Here is a 19,298-nt window from a genome sequence, read left to right on the forward strand (position 1 = left end):
CCCAATCGGAGCGCGTCAATAATCGCAGCCCATGCGCCGGTACAAGGTATTGCGCGCAACCCCGAGGTGACGCGCCGCAGCCGACAGGTTGCCCTCGAAACGCTCGAGCGCTTCGCGGATCATGGCGTCGTCGATGTCCTTGGGGCGGCGGCCGCGCAGCGGCAAAGTGGCCGGGGACATCGCCGACGCGCTTGCGGGGGCTGCGGCTGCAACACGCGTGACCGGCGATGCACCCTGTACCTCCTCGGGCAGGTGCTCGGGCAGAATGCGCTCCTCATGGGCATCGAGCAACGCGAGCGCGACCTCGAGTACGTTCTGCAGCTGACGGATGTTGCCTGGCCAGGCATACGCTTCGAGCAGACGCATGGCTGAAGGGTCGACCGTAATGGCGCGCGGTTCGGGGTGATTGCTGCTGCCATCGATCAGGCGGCGCACGATCTGGTGCAGGTCGGTGCGCTCACGCAGCGGCGGCAGCATTGCGGTCAGGCCATTGACGCGGTAGTACAGATCCTCGCGGAACTGCCCCGCTCTGACCAGATCACCCAGGTTGCGGTGCGTTGCGCACAGTAGTGCGATGTCGACCGCCACCGGTTCGCTGCCGCCCACCGGCTGCACGCAGCGCTCCTGCAGCACACGCAGCAACCGGGCCTGCATGGCCAGCGGCATGTCGCCGATCTCGTCAAGGAAGAGCGTGCCGCCATCGGCCTGCTGGATACGGCCGATGGCGCCCTCCTTGCGCGCGCCGGTAAAGGCGCCGCCGACATAGCCGAAGAGTTCGGATTCGATCAGGTGCTCGGGAATCGCCGCGCAGTTCACCGCGACGAAGGGGCCGTCCGCACGCGGCCCGCTGTTGTGACAGGCACGGGCAAGCAACTCCTTGCCCGAACCCGACTCGCCCTGGATCAACACCGGGATCTTGCGCCCGATCACCTTGGCGCAACGGTCGAGGGTGAATTGAAGCCCCGCATCGCCCGTGGCCAGGGTCTCGAGCGTGATGCGCTGACGCGCCGAACGCGATGGATCCTGGCCCTGCGCGACGCGGGCGCGACCGCTCGACGCGGCATGGGCGTTCGCGCTCCAGGCGGGACTGACCCGAACCCGCGCGAACATGCGCGCTCCATCACGCAACTCGAGCTCCATCAGCGCAGCCGGGTCGCGACCCGCACGGCTGATGACAGTGCCGAAGCCGCTACGGAACAGGTTGCCGAAAGCCCCCAGACGTCCGATACGGCGATCCTCTATCCCGAGCAGCATGCGCGCCTGCCGATCTGCCGCCACGATCTCGCCATCCGCATCCACGGCGAGCAAGCCCTCCTGCAGCCCACCCACGCCCTCGGGACGGTTGTGGAAGGCAAAAAGGGCATGACGTGCATGTTCGCTCTCGAACATGCGGCGTTCGACCAGCCTAACCCCCATGCGAGCCAGACCCAAGGTATGTGGCTGAGGCTTGCGGTGGTCGCCGGAGATGTCGAGCGCCCCCAGCAAGACGCCCTTGGAGTCGAAGATGGGCGCCGCACTGCAGGTAAGTACGCCGTTGCACTCGAGGTAGTGCTCGGCACCGAAGATCTCCACCGGTGCGCGCTCGATCAGGGTGGCGCCGATGGCGTTGGTGCCGCGTTGGCATTCACTCCAGCTCGCGCCCGGCTGCAGGGCCACACGGCTGGCGCGGTCGACGAAGGACGGGTCGCCGATACCGTGCAGGATCAGCCCGCTGGCGTCGGCAAGCAGCACCATACTGCCCGAGGCGCGGATCTGCTCGTAGAGGTGCTCCATGACGCCACCGGCATGATTGAGCAGCGTCGCATTGCGCTCGCGGGCAAGCATCAGGTCGGCGCGCGTGGTATTGGCTGGCCGGCCGCGCTCGCCGATCTCCAGCCCCAGGCGCTGGCAGCGTTCCCAGGAACGCAATACCGAGGCCGAAAGCCCGCCCTCGGGCAGATCGCCACGCTCCAGGTAACGCCGCCGCAAGGACTCGAGTTCGCTCCCTTGTGCCGCACGCACATGCATCTGACCCATCTTTTCGTCTCCCCTGTCGCCGGGTGTCCACGGCGCCTGTAGCAGACGCGCTTGCGGACCCCGACGATGATCATTCGAGCCGGATTGTGCCACCTTGGCGCACCCCGCTTCAGAGAAGGACTAAAGCAAGAAAAATACCTGTAGGCGGCTCACTGCCCGTACGACGGGCTGCTACTAGCGCCCTAGCCTGCGGTCCTCGGCCTGGACTTCGGCAAACTCCTCGTCGGTAAACAGTCTCGATCGGGTATGGAAAGCCTTGCCAGTGTTGCCCTCGAGTGAAAACGTGCCGCCATGGCCGTCGACCACGTCGATGATCAACTGCGTGTGCTTCCAGTATTCGTATTGCGAGGCGCTGATGTAGAAGGGCACACCGCCGATGTCCCCCAGATGGACATCGTAGGGCCCGATGGTGAGGTCCGTGGGCAAATAGCAGTTGGCAGCGCTGTTGTCGCAGCAACCGCCGGACTGGTGGAACATCAGTTCCTGGCCATACTCGGCCTTGAGCCGCTCGATCAACTCGAGCGTCGCAGGGGTGGCAATGACGCGTTCGACCATGTCGTGTGCCTCCGGCATGAAAAAAACGGGGGCGGTCACCCGCCCCCGGCAAGTCACCCGCAAAAGACAACGGGCAGAGGGAGAAACACGGAGCAGATCAGAAGAAGCCCAGCTTGTTCTCGCTGTAGCTCACCAGCAGGTTCTTGGTCTGCTGGTAGTGGTCGAGCATGACCTTGTGCGTCTCGCGGCCGATGCCCGACTCCTTGTAGCCGCCGAAGGCCGCGTGCGCCGGGTAGGCGTGATAGCAGTTGGTCCACACCCGACCGGCCTGGATCGCACGACCCATGCGGTAGGCCACGTTGCCGTTACGGCTCCACACGCCGGCGCCCAGACCGTACAGGGTGTCGTTGGCGATCTCGAGCGCTTCGGCCTCGTCCTTGAAGGTGGTCACCGCGAGCACCGGCCCGAAGATCTCCTCCTGGAAGATGCGCATCTTGTTGTGGCCCTTGAACAGCGTGGGCTGGATGTAGTAGCCGTCGGCCAGGTCGCCACCGAGTTGAGCGCGCTCGCCGCCGATCAGCACCTGGGCGCCTTCTTCCTTGCCAAGCTGCAGGTACGACTGGATCTTGCTCATCTGCTCGGCAGAAGCCTGAGCGCCCATCATGGTGTCGGTATCGAGCGGGCTGCCCTGCTTGATGGCGGCGACACGCTTGAGCGCACGCTCCATGAAGCGGTCGTAGATCGACTCCTGGATCAGCGCACGGCTCGGGCAGGTGCACACCTCGCCCTGGTTGAAGGCGAACAGCACCAGGCCCTCGATCGCCTTGTCGAGGAAGGCGTCGTCCTTGTCCATGACGTCGGCGAAGAAGACATTGGGCGACTTGCCGCCCAACTCGAGCGTGGCCGGGATCAGGTTGTTGGCGGCAGCCTGGGCGATCACGCGGCCGGTGGAGGTGGAGCCGGTGAAGGCGATCTTGGCGATGCGCTTGCTGGTGGCGAGCGGCATGCCGGCCTCGCGGCCGTAGCCATTGACGATGTTGAGCACGCCCGGCGGCAGCAGGTCGGCGATCAGCTCCATCAGCACCAGGATCGAGATCGGGGTCGATTCGGCTGGCTTGAGCACCACGCAGTTGCCCGCACCCAGCGCCGGCGCCAGCTTCCACGCCGCCATCAGGATGGGGAAGTTCCACGGGATGATCTGGCCGACCACGCCCAGCGGCTCGTGGATGTGGTAGGCCATGGTGTTCTCGTCGATCTCCGAGATACCGCCTTCCTGCGAACGCAGGCAGCCTGCGAAGTAGCGGAAATGGTCAACCGCGAGCGGGATGTCGGCGTTGAGCGTCTCGCGGATCGGCTTGCCGTTATCGACGGTCTCGGCATAGGCGAGCAGTTCGAGGTTGGCCTCGAGGCGGTCGGCGATCTTGAGCAGGATGTTGGAGCGGGTGGTAGCGTCGGCCTTGCCCCACTTCGGGAAGGCGGCGTGCGCGGCGTCGAGCGCGAGTTCGATGTCCTCGGCGGTGGAGCGGGCCGCCTGGGTGTACTTCTGACCGGTGACCGGGGTAACCACGTCGAAATACTGTCCCTTGACCGGAGCCACCCACTTGCCGCCGATGAAGTTGTCGTAACGGGACTTGAATTGAACCTTGGCGTCGGCTTGGCCGGGCAGTGCATACAGCATGGTATGGTCTCCTCAATCTTGAACGTGTGCGGGCGGGTTGCCTCGAGTGGTACTAAGCAGGCCTCGTGCCAGCTCTTAAAATCCAATAAAATCAGCAGCTTGAGCGGTCGTTAAGGTTTTTATGTGTTCATGATGTGCGACTGATATTGCCCGGACTGCTCCAAGCGCTCCATAAATGCGGGCAACTTATGGAGCAGTCCGATACAGCGCTCAGAAGAACAGGATGCCGCCCAGGGAGATCGTCCGCGTCTTCAGATCGCCCGGGAAGATGTCGCTGCCCTCGCCTTTCTCCTGGTTGTATTCGCCCACCAGCGTGATGTACTTGTTCAGGCTGTGGTAAACGCCCACGGTGGCCGAGCGGAACTTGTTGGTGTCGGCAAGCAGTCCGCCACGGTCGCGGTTCTCGCCGAAGTTGAGGCCGAACTTGGTCTTGCCGACGGTGTAGGTGCCCTGCAGGAAGTAGCCCTTGCCATCGGTCTTGGCAAACGGCGAGAAGTACATGGCACCGACGGTGGACAGGCCCAGACCGCTGGCATCGAAGCCGTAGGCCACGGCCTCGAAGGCGCCAATGCCGACCTTCGCCCCCAGTTCGAAGCCGCTGGCGTTGAAGCTGCCGGTGCCGCTGGTGCGCTGGTGGACCGCGCCCAGCCAGACCGACCCCTTCGCCGTGCCCGCCTCCCAGTCGTAGTTCGCCATGGCCTGGAAGCCAGGGTCCTTGGTCTCGCTGCCGGCGAACTTGTTGGGATCGAAGATTCCGAACGAGGCCGACAACCCGCCCTTGGTCGGCGTGGTGTAGGTGATCTGCGGCTGGAAGCCGGTGTACATGTAGCCGTGGCCGATCATGCCGAAGGTGGTGTTGAACGGCGTCGAGGCGTAGCTGTTGCCGCCGAGGCCGAGCAAGGTCATGTCGGAGAGGATGATCTTCTGCCCGAACAGTCCGATGTCGCGGCCGAACTTGATCGTGCCCCACTCGGCATTGCCGAACTGGAAGTACAGGTTGCGGGTGTCGATCTGGGTGAAGGGGCTGTCGCAGCCCGTAGCCCCGCCACACCCCGGATCGCTCGGCAGGCCGACGACGTCGGACTTGTCGTTGATGCCCGGCGCGAAGCCGACATGGGCCTTGATGTCGAGCCCGTCGACCTTGGTGGTGAACACGAAGTTGATCCAGCCCGGCAGCAGGCCGTTGGTGAGCGCCGAGTTGGTGGTCTTGACCCCGCCCGACTCTGCGCTGCGGTGCGAGTAGAAACCGTTGATGGTGCCGTTGATGTCGAGCGTGGCATCGCCCTGCGAGAAACTCACCGCATGGGCCGGCCCCATGCCAAGCGCCAGCAAGGCCCCGGTCAGCAGGCTCAGGCGCTTGCCTCCGGTGGCACGCAGGCCCTTGCGCGTCGTCGTGTTATCCATTGTTTCCTCCTCGAGAGTGGTGATCTTGTCGTTTGCACTGCAGGACCGGGGCAAGGCACCGGCCTGGTGCGGGCAAGTGCAATCGCTGTGCCATGCCGCGACAAGTCGCGTCAGACAAGGGGTTTCAGGTCATAGGGGTTCGCCCTCTCTGTTCCAGATGCTCCACAGAAACGATGTACAACCTTGATCCGAAACGAAACTTCGGAACAGAAATGCGCGCCCGCGGATAAAATCGCATTCGCGTGCATACGGTCGCTTACGACTGCACACGTCTCCCCACCCCACGCCCTGATGCCAGTCCTCGATGACGACGTTCCAGCCCTTGATCGCCACTGCCGCCTCTCCCCGCCCGCAAACCACCCCTAACCCTGCCCGCTATCCCGTTGCCATCATCGGAGCCGGCGCGCTCGGGCTCAGCTTTGCGGCACGCATCGCACGCACGCTGCGCGTGGCAGTGGTCGCACGCGACCGCGCTGCAGCCGCCAGACTGTGCCAGGGGGTGCGCGTAGGCGATTCGCTCTTCCAGCCCGAGGCGTGGGCGCCTGAAGAGGCGCCGCAGGCTGACTGGGTGATCGTGCTGGTCAAGACCGGGGACACGGCCGCAGCTGCACGCAGCGCTGCGCGCATGCAGCCCCTGGGGGTGCTGTCCTTGCAGAACGGACTGGTCGAGCCGGTGCTGCAGGCTCACTGCCCGCTGCCGCGGGTCGCGCAGGGCATCACCACAACGGGGGCGTTTCGCGACGCGAGCGGGGTGACGCCATCAGGCGACGGTGAGGTGCTGGTGCCGCCCGGCTTCGAGGAGCTGGCGTCCATGCTGGCGCGGGCGGGGCTGGACGCTCGCGTCGAGGACGACATCGTCCCCGCACGGCTGGCCAAACTGCTCGTCAACCTCGCCATCAACCCGCTTGCCGCCTTGTTCCGGGTACGCAACGGCGAGCTGCTCGAAGCCCCTTACCGGCTCTGGCTCGATGCGCTGGTTACCGAGGCCTGGCCGGTGTTGTGCGCCGAAGGCCTGGCGCTGGACGAAGCTGCAGCTCACGCACGAGTGCGGGCGGTCGCCCGGGCCACCGCCACCAACCGCGCGAGCATGCTGCAGGATGTGCTCGCCGGCAGGCCGACCGAACTCGACGCGATCACCGGCGTGCTGATCGAACTGGCCGCACGCCAGGGCGCGGCCGTACCGACGCACCGCGCGGTGCATCGGCTGCTCAGCCTGGTGGAGGCCCCCGCAGGCTGAGCCCGGCGGCGTTCAGCGAATGCCGCCCATGCACAGGTACTTGATCTCGACGAAGTCGTCGATGCCGTAGCGCGAGCCTTCGCGGCCGATGCCGGATTCCTTGACGCCGCCGAAGGGGGCAACCTCGGTCGAGATGATGCCTTCGTTGATGCCGACGATGCCGTACTCGAGCGCCTCGGCCACCCGCCACACGCGCGCGATGTCGCGGGCGTAGAAATAGGCGGCAAGGCCGAACTCGGTGTCGTTGGCCATGCGCACGGCCTCCTCCTCGCTATGGAAGCGGAACAGCGGCGCCACCGGGCCGAAGATCTCCTCGCGCGCGACGCGCATCTGCGCGGTCACGCCGGTGACGATGGTGGGCTCGTAGAAGTTGCCACCCAGGGCGTGGCGCTTGCCACCGCACAGCACCTGCGCGCCCTTGTCTACGGCGTCCGCGAGCAGTTCCTCCACCTTGGCGACGGCATCGGCATTGATCAGCGGCCCTTGCTGCACCTCGCCAGACAGGCCCGGGCCGACCTTGAGCCTGGCCACCGCCTCGGCGAGCTTGGCGGCAAAGGCGTCGTAGATGCCGTCCTGCACCAGCAGGCGGTTGGCGCACACGCAGGTCTGGCCCGCGTTGCGGTACTTGGACGCCATGGCCCCTGCTACTGCGGCGTCGAGGTCGGCGTCGTCGAAGACGATGAAGGGCGCGTTGCCCCCCAGTTCCAGCGCCACCTTCTTCACCGTGCCCGCGCACTGGCGCATCAGCAGCTTGCCGACCGCGGTCGAACCCGTGAAGGACAGCTTGCGCACCACCGGGTTGGCTGTGAGTTCGCCGCCGACCTCGGGCGCACGGTTGGTGGTGACGATGTTGAGCACCCCCGCTGGCAGGCCGGCACGCTCGGCCAGCACGGCGAGCGCGAGCGCGCACAGCGGGGTATCTTCGGCCGGCTTGATCACCATCGTGCAGCCGGCGGCAAGGGCGGGGCCGGCCTTGCGCGTGATCATCGCGATCGGGAAGTTCCACGGCGTGATCGCCGCCACCACGCCAATCGCCTGCTTGACGACGACAATGCGCTTGTCGGCACCATGGGATGGAATCACGTCGCCATAGATGCGTTTGCCTTCCTCGGCAAACCACTCGATGAACGAGGCGCCGTAGACGACCTCGCCGCGCGCCTCGGCCAGCGGCTTGCCCTGCTCGGTGCTCATGAGCACGGCAAGGTCTTCCTGATTGGCGAGTATGAGCTCGTACCAGCGCCGCAGGATGGCAGCGCGTTCCTTCGCCGTACGCGCGCGCCAGGCCGGGAGCGCCGCATCGGCAGCAGCAATGGCGCGACGGGTTTCGGCCGCGCCCATGTCAGGCACGCTGCCGACGCGACTGCCATCAGCGGGATTGGTGACGTCGAAGCTGCCGCCGTCGTCGGCGGCCAGCCATTGGCCGTCGATATATGCCTGCGCACGCAGCAGGCCAGGGTCGTTCAATTGCATGTCCGTCCTCGATATAAGGTTTGGTTGAAGCCTCGTCAGGCCGTATCGGCATCCGTCGGCCTATCTGCTGCCCCGCCCGCGACCACGGGCGCCGACCACACGACCCGGTTGCGGCCGGCACGCTTGGCTTCGTAGAGCGCGGCGTCGGCTGCAGCGAACAAGCCATGGTCCGGTTCGATCCGCCCGGGCAGCGTGGTGGCGCCGCCCATGCTGACCGTAAGCGGGAGTTGCAGCCCGCCCGGTGCCGGCACATGCTGCGCCTCGACGTCGCAGCGCGCCGACTCGGCAAGCGCCTGCGCGCCTTCCATGGCAATCCCCGGCAGCAGGATGACGAACTCCTCGCCACCATAGCGACAGACGAAATCCGCCGGCCGGCGCAGGGCACGCTGCAGCGTCAGCGCAATACGGCGCAGCACCTCGTCGCCCTCGGTGTGACCGAAGTCGTCATTGAAGCGCTTGAAGTGGTCGATGTCGATGACGACCAGCGAGATCGGCTCTTGCGCACGCAGGCAGCGCCGCCACTCGAGCTCGAACACCTCGTTGAAGCGACGGCGGTTCGGAATGCCGGTGAGGCTGTCGAGCATGGCCAGTTGCTCGAGCAGACGGCGCTGATGCACGGATTGCAGGTGGTTGCGCACGCGAACGCGCACGATCGGTGGATGGAAGGGCTTGGCGATGTAGTCCACGGCGCCCAGCTCCAGTCCTTTCTCCTCATCGATGGTCGAGTCCAGTGCGGTTATGAAGATGACCGGAATGTCACGCGTGGCATCGTCGTGCTTGAGCTGGCGCAGGACCGCATAACCGTCCATGCCCGGCATCAGGACGTCGAGCAGGATCAGATCGGGCAGGTGGGCGCGCGCGCGCTCCAGGGCTTGCTCGCCGTTCTTGGCGAGGATCAGCCGATAGTCCTCGCCAAGGAGCTCGGTCAGCAGGTTGCGGTTGTGCTTCTCGTCATCGACGATGAGGACGGTGAATTCGGTGGTCATGATGGTATCCGTTCGAATTCGGGACGAAGCGCATCGAGCAGCGTACGTGCACGCTCGTACTCGACATCCTCGACGAGTTCGCGCAGGTCTGCCAGGCGTGCTTCGTACGCGCTGCCGCGCAATGCGTCGGCCAGCTCGCCGACCAGGGTCTCGGCTGCAGCATCGTGCCGCGCCAGACGTTCATCGAGCCGGGCGGCAGTCGCAAGCAGGTGCTGCAGCGTCGGCGGTGCAGCCGGCGGCTGGACATGCGCCCCGGCGTCGGCCTGCAGGCGGGCCAGCCCGCGCAGTACGGTATCCAGCGCCGCCTGCAGCGCGGCCCGTGCCGCCTCGCCCGGCCACTGTCCGCGCTGTAGCTGTTGCTCGAGCTCGCGCGCGTGCATGGACACCTGCGAGGCGCCGATCGTCGCCGCTGCCGACTTGAGCGAATGCGCAAACCGGTGGGCCTGCTCGAGATCCTGGCGCTCGACCGCGTCGGCCAGACTCGATGCGGCGTCGCCGAACTGGAGCCTGAAGCCCTCGAGGATCCTGCGGTACAGCCCCATCCGTCCCATATGGTTGGCCAGTCCGCGCACGGTGTCGACACCATCGAGCGCGGGCAGCGGCGTCTCGCTCGTCGGCTGCTGGAGCGCAGGGACAAGGCCCGGAGCCGGGCTGCGCGGGGTCACCCACTTGAGCAATACGGCATAGAGGGCATCAGGGTCGATCGGCTTGATGAGATGGTCATTCATGCCCGCACCGAGACTCTGCTCGCGACTGCCGCTCATGGCATGCGCGGTCATGGCGATGACCGGCAGCGCGCGCAGGCGTGCATCGCTGCGGATCAGCCGGGTCGTCTCCAGGCCATCGAGCACGGGCATCTGGATGTCCATCAGGACCAGATCGATGCCTTCGCGCGCCAACCGGTCAAGCGCTTCGCGGCCGTTTGCGGCCTCTTCGACCTCGAGTCCGGCGATGGAAAGGAACTCGCGCGCCACCTCGCGGTTGAGCGGGAGGTCATCGACCACCAGGATACGCGCACCGCGCACCGCCTCGAGGGCTGCCACCTCGTGCAGCTCACCGGCCTCGCGCCGGGCACTGCCCACCGCACGCGGTTGCGCAGCCTCGGCAAGTGCATCCAGCAGGCCCTCCGCGGTCGCGGGCTTGACCAGGACGGCATCAACGCCACACTTGATCAGTCGCGGAGCGACTGCCTCGTAGGTGCCCAGGGTGATCGCAAGCACGAAGGCCGGGCGCGCCCCGGGAAGCGCGAGCGCCTGCATGCGCTCGGCCAGCTGCAACCCGTCCATGCCCGGCATCTGCCAGTCGGCGACGATGAGATCGAACGCGCGCGGCCCCGTTGCCGCGCTCTGCAACAGGGCCAGGCCGGCCTCGCCTTCCACACAAGCCTCGGCCTCGATACCGTTGCGCTGCAGCAGTTCGACGAGTACAGCGGCGGCGGTGGCGTTGTCATCGATCACGAGGGCACGCCCGAAAGGCTGGTTGGCACGCCCGTGCCCGCTCGCACCCGCCACCGCGGCCAGGGGCAGCTCGACACTGAACGCCGCCCCCTGGCCGGGTTCGCTGTCGAGCGCTATCGTGCCCTCCATCATCCGTACCAGCTGGACACAGATCGACAGGCCCAGACCGGTGCCACCAAAACGGCGTGTCATCGAGTCGTCGACCTGCGAGAAGGGGTCGAACAGGCGCTCGCGTTGCTCGGGATCGATGCCGATGCCGGTGTCGCGAACCACGAAGCGGATCAAGGGAGGCCTGCCTTCCTGTGCCACGAGCCCGACCTCGAGCACGACCTCGCCTTCGGCAGTGAACTTGATGGCGTTGCCGAGCAGATTGATCAGGACCTGCCCAAGGCGCAAGGGGTCACCGATGACCCGGCGTGGGACGTCGGCGCCAACGCGGTGGATGAGTTCGACGCCCTTCTCCTCCGCCCGCAGGGCAACGACCCCAAGGGCGCGCTGGCAGACCTCGCCGAGGTCGAAGGGGATCCGCTCCAGGGTGAGCTTGCCGGCCTCGATGCGCGAATAGTCGAGCACATCGTCGATGACACCGAGCAAGCTTTGCGAGGACGCGAGCAATTTGTCGATCTGATCGCGCTGCGGGCGCGACAAGGGACTGCGCTGCAGCAAGCGCCCGAGGCCGACGATGGCGTTCATCGGCGTACGGATCTCATGGCTCATGCGCGCAAGGAAGGCCGACTTGCTGCGATTGGCCTCGCGCGCATCTGCGATTGCGCGCTCGAGCGCTCGCGTCCGTGCGTCGACCAGGCGCTCGAGATTGCCACGGTACTGCTCGAGCTCGGCATCACGCGCCTGGATGGTATCGATCAACGTATTGAAGCCACGCCCAAGGTCGGCAATCTCGGTGCCGCCGTCCGGGCGTACGCGCTCGCTCAGCCGGGTGTCGGCTGCCAGCCGCCGCATCAGCGCCCCGAGCTCCGCCACCGGCACGAGCAGGCGATGCAAGACCCGCCAGGTCAGTGTCACCGAGACTGCGAGGACCAGCAGCAACACCGCCAGCGAATCGCGCAGGGCGCGCGCGGACAAGGCCTCGATCTGCTTCAACGAGCCCAGCAGCTCGACCCGTGCCACGACACGCTGGCCTTCGAGAATCGGCGCCCAGGCGGCAATCACCCGGTCGTGAAAGACATGCCCCGCTGGGGTGGGACGCAAGGCGGGCACGAAGTCGTCGGCGGGATACTCGTGCGCGTCATCGGCATAGCGCGCGAAGTTACGGCCATCCGCAAGCACGACACGCGCCTCGAACACGAAGCGGCTGTTGGCCAGGGCGGACAACAGGCGCTCGGCCTCGACGGCGTCGCCGAAGGAGACGGCCGCCACGGTGTTGGTGGCGATCAGTTCGGCCTGCGCCGACAGCGAAGCGGCCCACTCGCTGCGCAGCAAGCGCTGCTGCTGCAGGCTCATCAGCACGAGCACGAGGCTGGCAGCGAGGATCAACGACAGCGAGCCCAGCACCAGCAGGCGCCCACGCAGCGTCTGCGGCAGCCAGGCCAGCGCCAGGCGCTGCCAGCCGGGCAAGTGCTCACTCATCGATGACCTCCGCCAGGCGCAGCAACTGTGCCATGAACTCCACCCCGGCCTTGCGTGAGGCCACCCGGTTGATGATGATGGACAGTCCCTCGCGCCGCTCGCGCACGCCCAACTCCACCATGCCGCCCGAGCGCGCGAAGCCCGGGATGTCGGACACCGTGACCAGTCCAGGGCGGTTCAGCTCGGCGAGCACTGCTGCCACGCGATCGGCTTCGGAGCGGGCGATGAAGACGAAGTTGCAGTCCCTCGCCTCATGCGTCGAGCGCAGCAGTCTTAGCTGACTCGCCAGCCCCTCGACCGGCGCCTCGGCCAGACTGACCAGCGTTTGCTCGAGCGGACTGCGGCCGAGATGGCACAGCAGCACCGTATCGTGCCTCACCCCCGGCGCACGGTAGGTGAACAGCGGCAGCTTGTAGAACAGCACGGCCTTGAGCGCTTGTTCGGGCGCAGCCGCAGGCGTCTGCGCGCGCGCAGGCAATGCAGCCGTCACGCACGACAGCAGCGCTGCAAGCAGCACGGCACGAACCCGGAAAGGCATCTGCTTACGCACCCTAGAAGCGGTACTCGAGCGTGGCCATCCAGGACCGGGGCGGCTGCGGCATGCTCACGAAGGTCGTGCTGGCCGAACCATGGGCTGCGCCATAGCGGCGATCGAACACGTTGTCCACGTCGAGCCAGAGACTGGCCCGACCGTCGAGCAGTTGATGCCATCCGACATGCAGGCTGGCGACCACATAGCCGTCGGTCCTGATACGATCGCCCTCGCGCAGCGGGTTGTTGCGACCGGTGCTGGTGTCATCGACCCAGCGCAGGCGCGGCGTGATCGTCAACCGGTCGCGATGGCGGAAAGTCGCTCCGAGCTTGACCTTGCGCGGGGCAACATAGCTCAGCTCGCGTCGCGGCCCGCCATCGGTCTCGCGGATGTGGCCATCCACCCAGCTGAAGCTGCCCCAGAGCTCGCCGTCCCAGTCAGCGCCGAGGCCGAAGCGCCAGTGTGCGATCCAGTCGATGCCGTGATGCACCTCCTCTCCAGCATTGCCTTTTACGGTCGTGTCACTCAGCACTGCACCATCGATGAACTGCGTCGGCACGGCCTGCCTCTGCGTCACCACGAGGTTGCGGATGCGGCTGTGATAGACGTTGGTGACCAGGTTGAGATCGGGACGCACGCGCCAGTCCCAGGTCAAGCTGTACGTGCGCGCAACTTCGGGCTCGATGCTGTCATTGGGTACGCGGAAACCAACACCGATATAGCGCCCCTCTGCATCCCGGGCGCCCGTAAATGAGCCGAAGGTACCGAGTGACTCCTCGGGCGACGGCGCCCGGAATGCCTCGCCAGCCAGCGCCTTGAAGATGTGATGCTCATTGGCCCGCCACACCGCGCCCAGGCGAGGATTCACGCTGCTGCCGTAAGCGGAATGATCGTCGTAGCGCACACCGACCATCGTCGTCCAGGCGTCGTTCCAGTCAGACTGGATCTGGGCGTAACCGTGAGCGTTGTGGTAGCGCGCTTCACCAATGCGGATGCGCAGATCGGTATTCGGGTAGACCAACCCCTGCTCCCCGGCCCCCCGGCCGCGGTCGTAGGGACGCGGCAGGTCTGGCGTCAGCAGCGCACGATAGTCGTTGTAGCCGACCCCGGCCTGGACACCATGGCGCTCGGACACCTGCCAGTCGATTGTCTGCTCGATACCGGTACGGCGCGAACGCGCATACACGTAGCCCTTGTCCATGAAGCCGGTATAGATGTTGACGTACTTCGAGCGCGGAGCGATCTCCTGCTCCGAATGGTCGATCAACATTTCGGCCCGGATGTCGGTCGCAGGCTGAAAGCGCAGGCGGGCATGCGTCGTCTCGCTCAGGGTATCCCAGCGCGCATCGCGCAGGAAGAGCGCAGTATCGGGCCGGTCTCCCGTGCTGGTGAGTTGACGGAAGAAATTGCGGTAATGGCCCACCGAGAGCGTGTCGCCGACATCGACCCGTGCAAACACACTATGGCTCGAAATATCGCCCGCGTAGCCCTCGCGCTCCGCAGCCGGGGTGACCAGCGCGCCACCGAACGCCCTGGCATCCTTGCGCGCGAACTCCGCGGGGTAGTACTTGTCGAGCGGCGCCCTGTCGCTGGACTGGCGATGCCCCCCTACCGTCAGCGCAAGCTGGTCGCCGGCCCGTGCCGAGGCAAGGAAACTCGCCTCCTTGCTGTCGAAGCGCCCTGCGCCCACCGACACCCAGCTTGCCGAGGCGTCTGCCGGGCGGTCCGTGATGATGTTGATCACACCTGCCACTGCGTCTGCACCGTAGAGTGCCGCCGCAGGCCCGTACAGGACCTCCACCTGACGTGCCTGGTAGAGGGCGAAATTCTCCGCCACGGGGATCTTGCCGCCGGCAGGATGATCGATGCGCACACCATCGAGCATGATCAGCAGCTTGTTATTGCTGTTGTAGCCCTGCACGCTGAAGTTGTTGAAGGTCGACGACTTCGTGCCGCGCATGAAGTCCACGCCAGGCAAGTCTTCGAGCAGGTCGGCAAGGTTGCGGTAGCGGCGCTCGCGAATCTGCGCGCGCGTGATCACCATGATGTGCGCCGGCGTGTGATCGCGCGCCTCGCTTCGCCGCGAGGCGGTGACCACCGGCGTATTGATCAGCTCTTCGAGCGAAAGCGGGAGCAGGCGGACGACCGCCGCTTCGACTGCGAGCGCCGACGCGCCCGGGACGAGCGCACAGGCAAGTGCCGCAGCGAGCCTGGCAAAGGCGGGATTGGGGCGTGAGGACATGAACGCATCTATGAAGGCTTTATGGAATGATAAAGCCCGAGCGTGAAGCGGTGTGTGCATGAGCGCCCGACCGGCCGAAAACGGAGTACGAACGGTCGGCGCTGCCCGACGGTCTGAGCGCGCGGGCCAGGCCAAGCTGTCTGTCCGACGCCTGGCGCGAGTCGATAACTGGGGCAGCCGAAACCACAACAATGGCCGCAAGAAATAAAAAGCGCCCAAGTGACTGAATCACTTGGGCGCTTTTCGGGAATACTTGGTCGGGGAAAGAGGATTCGAACCTCCGGCCCCTGCGTCCCGAATGCGAGCGCGAAAGCTAATTCCGCGCGCCTTTTACGCCCATGCTAGAGTTGTTGGCACAATTTTGGCACAGTCTGAGAAAGAAATGGCGACCATAAGGAAGAAAGGCGACTATCAGTGGCATGCTCAGATCAGGAAGAAGGGCTTTCCAAGCCAGACACGAACTTTCGAGACGCGGGACCAAGCCGAGCGCTGGGCGCGGGCGATCGAGCGCGAAATGGAGGCCGGCGAATTCAGAGATCGTCGGCCAGCAGCAGAGCTTTTGCTGAGTGAAGCGCTACGCCGGTACCGCGATGAGGTGTCGCCGAGCAACAAGGGGCATGCCGTTGAGAAGCTGCGCCTGGAGCGGTTCATAAATGACAAGATCGCGGAATACAGCCTCGGTGGACTGAGCCCCGAGGCAGTGATCGACTACCGGGACCGGCGGCTCGAGCGTGTTTCCTCCGGGACCGTACGAAGAGAGCTGGACTTGCTGAGCCAGGTAATCGGCACGGCGATGCTTGAGTGGCAGATCCCATTGGTCGCGAACCCAGTGAGCTTGGTTCGCCGCCCTCCTCCGTCAAAGCCTCGCGAACGTAGGCTGCGAAACAATGAGGAGTCGCTTCTATCTGACTCACTTGCAGCGGGCCAACGAACAGAGAAAGGCACGTTCACCGCGGGAACAAGAAACCCTTGGATTCAGCCACTATACGAGCTAGCAATCGAAACCGCTGCTCGGCGCTCGGAGCTACTCCGCTCAGAGTGGCGCGATGTGCACCTCTCCGAACGCTACATCTGGAAGGCTGACACAAAGAACGGCGATGCAAGGGCAATCCCGCTTACAGCAAAGGCGGTGGAGATTCTGACGCGTCTGAGGGCGATGCACGAAAAGGCTGAAACCGCGGCCAGAATTGCCGGCAAGCCATACGCGGATCAACGAGTGTTCAAGACTACCGAGAACGCGGTTAAAAAGGCGTGGGCTCGCGCAAAAGAGCGCGAGGGCATTAAGGATCTCAGGTGGCACGATCTGCGACACGAAGGCACGACGCGGGCGGCGCAGAAGCTAGGCAACATCATCGAACTCTCGGCCTTCACCGGCCACAAGGATCCGCGGCAACTCAAGCGCTACTACAACCCGACCGCCTTGGACATCGCCAAGAAGCTGGATGGCTAGCTCGGGGGTTGAAACCCGCCACGAACACGTTATGATTAGGAACGATGTTCCCCGCGTATGCGGGGGTTGAAGGACGGGGACGCATGTGTGCGGCGCCTGCCTAGAGATGTTCTCCGCGTGCGCGGGGGTTGAAGGACGGGGACGCATGTGTGCGGCGCCTGCCTAGAGATGTTCTCCGCGTGCGCGGGGGTTAAAGGAAAAAGCCCGGACTCGGGCTTTTTCCTTTTGGGGTACAGCCTACCAGCCCCGTTTCAGGCCCCCTCTGGAGCATGGACTTTCAAGTTCGGCCCCGCTCGACCTCAGCACAGGCCACTCAACATGCTGCACAAAACCGCCGTCGACGATCGTCAGCTTGAAGATATTTGTGTTCATGATCCAGTCCTCCCGTAAGCACGCTCAAGGTAATCCTGGGCCATCATTCGCTCGTCGCTGCCGTTGCTTGACAGCCCATCCGCCCGCGGGCACGCAACCCAGTTCATCAGCCCAGCCGCATCGGCAACAAAGCCCTGCAAAACGCGCTCGACATCGACGCCGAACTGCTCACATAACTCATGAAACTCTGGGGGGACTTGGATCGTAACTGGCTGGGTTTCGTCGGCCACGAACCCGCCGCACTCACCAGGGACGATGTGGAAGGGCGCCCAGAAACCCTCCGGCCGTGCTTCACACTTCCAACCCAACTCCAGCCCGCGCTCGCCGTCGAGCTGCGGCATCCGCGATAGGCTCTGGTCCCGATAGTCCATGAAGCGCCACCAGCCTTGCTCGCTGCGTTCCGCGTAACCTCGCCGGCCGACAAGGTTGTTGGCCCACTCGTTTGTAGGGGACGGAGCCGGCAGCTCAATACGCTCACCCCCCTCCGCTGCAAGGATCCAGCGTTCGTCGTAGATCTCAACCAAGGTCAAATCAAAAATCGGCTCATCCATCTCTTCACCTCCTCCAAACAAAATCTCACAGACCCGCGGGAATTCAAGCCCCGGTCTCTCCGGGGCTCTGAACCATCAGGCGTATGCAGTCCAGTGGTCGACCGCGTAGCTCTTCACGCCCGCCAGCTCGACGATGGGCTTGACGAGGTAAGCACTTGCGAAGCTGTAGGCTTTGAAGCTCGGCGTGGTGCCAGCATTGAGCTTCACCCGCATCGGCGGATACCGGTCAGCATCGAGAAAGTGACCCGGTGCCGGCGCGCACTCGCCTTGGAGCCAGGCGGTCTCTTGGGCTTGAGCCGCGATGCGGCGCACGGTCGCCATCGTGCGGCCGTGTAGCGCGGTTACCTGGTAGTAGTCGACATTCGTTTGGTCGCACCCCCAACTACAGCGGAAGATGTCGCCGACCTTGCAACCATGCCCGGCGGCACCAGCCGCCTTGCGCTCGGCCCTACGCTGACAACGCCATTCATCAGCACGAACAAGCCCCGCAACCCACTTTGCGACGAACGCGTGCAGCCGCTCGGAGCCGGAGAACGAGTGATGCCAGTCGTGTTTGCCCCTGCGCCCGCTGTAAGCGATCGCTGCGCACCCGTCTTCGCGCGCGAACACCTGCGCGCCACCCGGAGCGCCAACCAGCTCAACGGGCATGTAATCACGCGGAACCCAGCGAAACGGAGTCTTCACCCCCTGCCGGTTGGAGGAGTCCTCGGGGGGTGCGGGGGGAACGCCCGCGACGTTGGCTTGGCTGTTCGGCTCGATGTTCAGTGCGCTCATGATTTCTTCCTCCTGCATGGTTGCTGTTTGCTCTGCCAGTCGGTATCGCCTCGCCGTCATGGGCCTCGGCGAACAAGGGAGAGGAGGAAGGGCGAAACCGGAAGCCGCACGCGTAGCGCAGGGCGCAGCCCGAGCAACGAACGGGTGATGGATTCGGCGCAGCGAACCCTTCCGCAGCGACCGCGCCGGGGCACAGGTCGGCGAGAAAGGCGAGACCCACTGGCAGAGCAAACAGCGCAGGAGGATGGAGCGGACAGAATGGATTTCGAGCCGAACAGCCAAGCGGCGCGGGCCGCTTATGGCCAGCGCCACTCAGCTCGGCGACAGCCGGGCTCAGGATGCCGCACGGAGCGCGGAAGGCAAGGCGGCCTGGAAGGTGGCCAGGGGACAGTCCCGAAGGGACCGAGCGCGAATGCGCGAGCCTGTAAGGGCGCCCGGTCCCGCCCGTTAGGTGGGGTGCCCCCAATCGGAAGAGCGGAAGGGGATGGCCCCGGGAACGGACGAAGAAACGTGAAATAGCGCACTTGACACAGGAAGAAAACAAGGACAGGGTGCAAGAAGATCTTCTAAGATTTCTTAATGACTACGTCGCGTAATCTCAATGCATTTTGCAGGATCGACACAGCTCAGGACTTTTCAACGCGACGACTCGCTGTCGTGAGCCATCTTCTCGTGCCATAACGCCTGAAAATAATCTCAAAGATTCACTAAGCTTTTCAGGGGCAAGACGCGATTTCTCGAGAACACCATAGAACACACTTGATCTAACAAGTAATAATGAAAGTTAATCCGAACTTTTTTATCGCGATATTCACCACTCTTCTTTCCATATCCGCACACGCTGAAGATCCCGTCCGAAGTGACAAATCACAGGAACTGAGCAAAGAACAGGCTTTCCAGTTGCAGAGTAAGGCAGCAGCTAGCAGCGTGATGCAAAAGGCTGTGAACGATCCGAAAAGCTTCCTGTCATAGCCGTATCTCCAGACTCCTTGTCCTGCAACGATGCGCGGCCAACTCGACCCCCAGTCCTCGATGTTCCACTACTTC

General features: G+C 64.8%; 13 protein-coding genes. 2 read left to right on the forward strand and 11 right to left on the reverse strand.

The window, feature by feature from the left end:
• Positions 1-15: 15 nt before the first annotated feature.
• The 4 genes from P7F68_RS17470 to P7F68_RS17485 form a co-directional block, all read right to left on the reverse strand.
• The gene (locus tag P7F68_RS17470) at positions 16-2,016 is read right to left on the reverse strand and encodes a sigma-54-dependent Fis family transcriptional regulator (RefSeq protein WP_277835048.1); all 2,001 of its coding nucleotides are present in this window, start codon (positions 2,014-2,016) and stop codon (positions 16-18) included.
• 174 nt (positions 2,017-2,190) lie between these two features.
• Positions 2,191-2,571 (reverse strand): DUF779 domain-containing protein, encoded by a 381-nt coding sequence (locus P7F68_RS17475; RefSeq protein WP_002945135.1) that lies wholly within the window; start codon positions 2,569-2,571, stop codon positions 2,191-2,193.
• 97 nt (positions 2,572-2,668) lie between these two features.
• On the reverse strand, positions 2,669-4,189 hold the full coding sequence (gene adh / locus P7F68_RS17480) for an aldehyde dehydrogenase (protein ID WP_002927522.1): 1,521 nt from the start codon (positions 4,187-4,189) through the stop codon (positions 2,669-2,671).
• 210 nt (positions 4,190-4,399) lie between these two features.
• Positions 4,400-5,593 carry a porin gene (locus P7F68_RS17485; RefSeq protein ID WP_002927529.1) on the reverse strand — a complete coding sequence of 398 codons (1,194 nt, stop codon included), beginning with the start codon at positions 5,591-5,593 and terminating at the stop codon, positions 4,400-4,402.
• 304 nt (positions 5,594-5,897) lie between these two features.
• Here P7F68_RS17485 and P7F68_RS17490 point away from each other — a divergent pair, with 304 nt between their 5' ends.
• Complete coding sequence (locus tag P7F68_RS17490) at positions 5,898-6,830, forward strand: ketopantoate reductase family protein (RefSeq protein WP_277835051.1); 933 nt, start codon at positions 5,898-5,900, stop codon at positions 6,828-6,830.
• A 12-nt stretch (positions 6,831-6,842) separates the two neighbouring features.
• Here P7F68_RS17490 and gabD read toward each other — a convergent pair whose 3' ends face one another.
• From gabD to P7F68_RS17515, 5 genes are read right to left on the reverse strand one after another with little or no spacing between them, the layout of a single operon-like run.
• On the reverse strand, positions 6,843-8,300 hold the full coding sequence (gene gabD, locus P7F68_RS17495; protein ID WP_277835053.1) for an NADP-dependent succinate-semialdehyde dehydrogenase: 1,458 nt from the start codon (positions 8,298-8,300) through the stop codon (positions 6,843-6,845).
• A gap of 35 nt (positions 8,301-8,335) precedes the next feature.
• Positions 8,336-9,286 carry a diguanylate cyclase gene (locus P7F68_RS17500; RefSeq protein WP_002945144.1) on the reverse strand — a complete coding sequence of 317 codons (951 nt, stop codon included), beginning with the start codon at positions 9,284-9,286 and terminating at the stop codon, positions 8,336-8,338.
• The gene (locus tag P7F68_RS17505; RefSeq protein ID WP_277835055.1) at positions 9,283-12,330 is read right to left on the reverse strand and encodes a hybrid sensor histidine kinase/response regulator; all 3,048 of its coding nucleotides are present in this window, start codon (positions 12,328-12,330) and stop codon (positions 9,283-9,285) included. The genes P7F68_RS17500 and P7F68_RS17505 overlap by 4 nt, the downstream gene beginning before the upstream one ends.
• A complete protein-coding gene (locus tag P7F68_RS17510; protein ID WP_270069496.1) occupies positions 12,323-12,868 on the reverse strand; it encodes a YfiR family protein in 546 nt (181 codons plus the stop codon). Before P7F68_RS17510 ends, P7F68_RS17505 begins: the two co-directional genes overlap by 8 nt.
• 13 nt (positions 12,869-12,881) lie before the next feature.
• Positions 12,882-15,104 (reverse strand): TonB-dependent receptor plug domain-containing protein, encoded by a 2,223-nt coding sequence (locus P7F68_RS17515; RefSeq protein ID WP_277835058.1) that lies wholly within the window; start codon positions 15,102-15,104, stop codon positions 12,882-12,884.
• Positions 15,105-15,486: 382 nt separating this feature from the next.
• On the opposite strand from P7F68_RS17515, the gene P7F68_RS17520 reads away from it, so the two are divergent.
• Positions 15,487-16,554 carry an integrase gene (locus P7F68_RS17520; protein ID WP_277835060.1) on the forward strand — a complete coding sequence of 356 codons (1,068 nt, stop codon included), beginning with the start codon at positions 15,487-15,489 and terminating at the stop codon, positions 16,552-16,554.
• A gap of 368 nt (positions 16,555-16,922) precedes the next feature.
• On the opposite strand, the gene P7F68_RS17525 is transcribed toward P7F68_RS17520, so the two are convergent.
• Entirely contained in the window at positions 16,923-17,477 is a 555-nt protein-coding gene (locus P7F68_RS17525; RefSeq protein WP_277835062.1) for a hypothetical protein, read from the reverse strand.
• 75 nt (positions 17,478-17,552) lie between these two features.
• A complete protein-coding gene (locus P7F68_RS17530) occupies positions 17,553-18,251 on the reverse strand; it encodes a hypothetical protein (protein WP_277835064.1) in 699 nt (232 codons plus the stop codon).
• Between the last annotated feature and the right edge of the window lie 1,047 nt (positions 18,252-19,298).

The sequence above is a fragment of the Thauera mechernichensis genome (assembly GCF_029588855.1).
GTDB classification, from domain to species: domain Bacteria; phylum Pseudomonadota; class Gammaproteobacteria; order Burkholderiales; family Rhodocyclaceae; genus Thauera; species Thauera mechernichensis.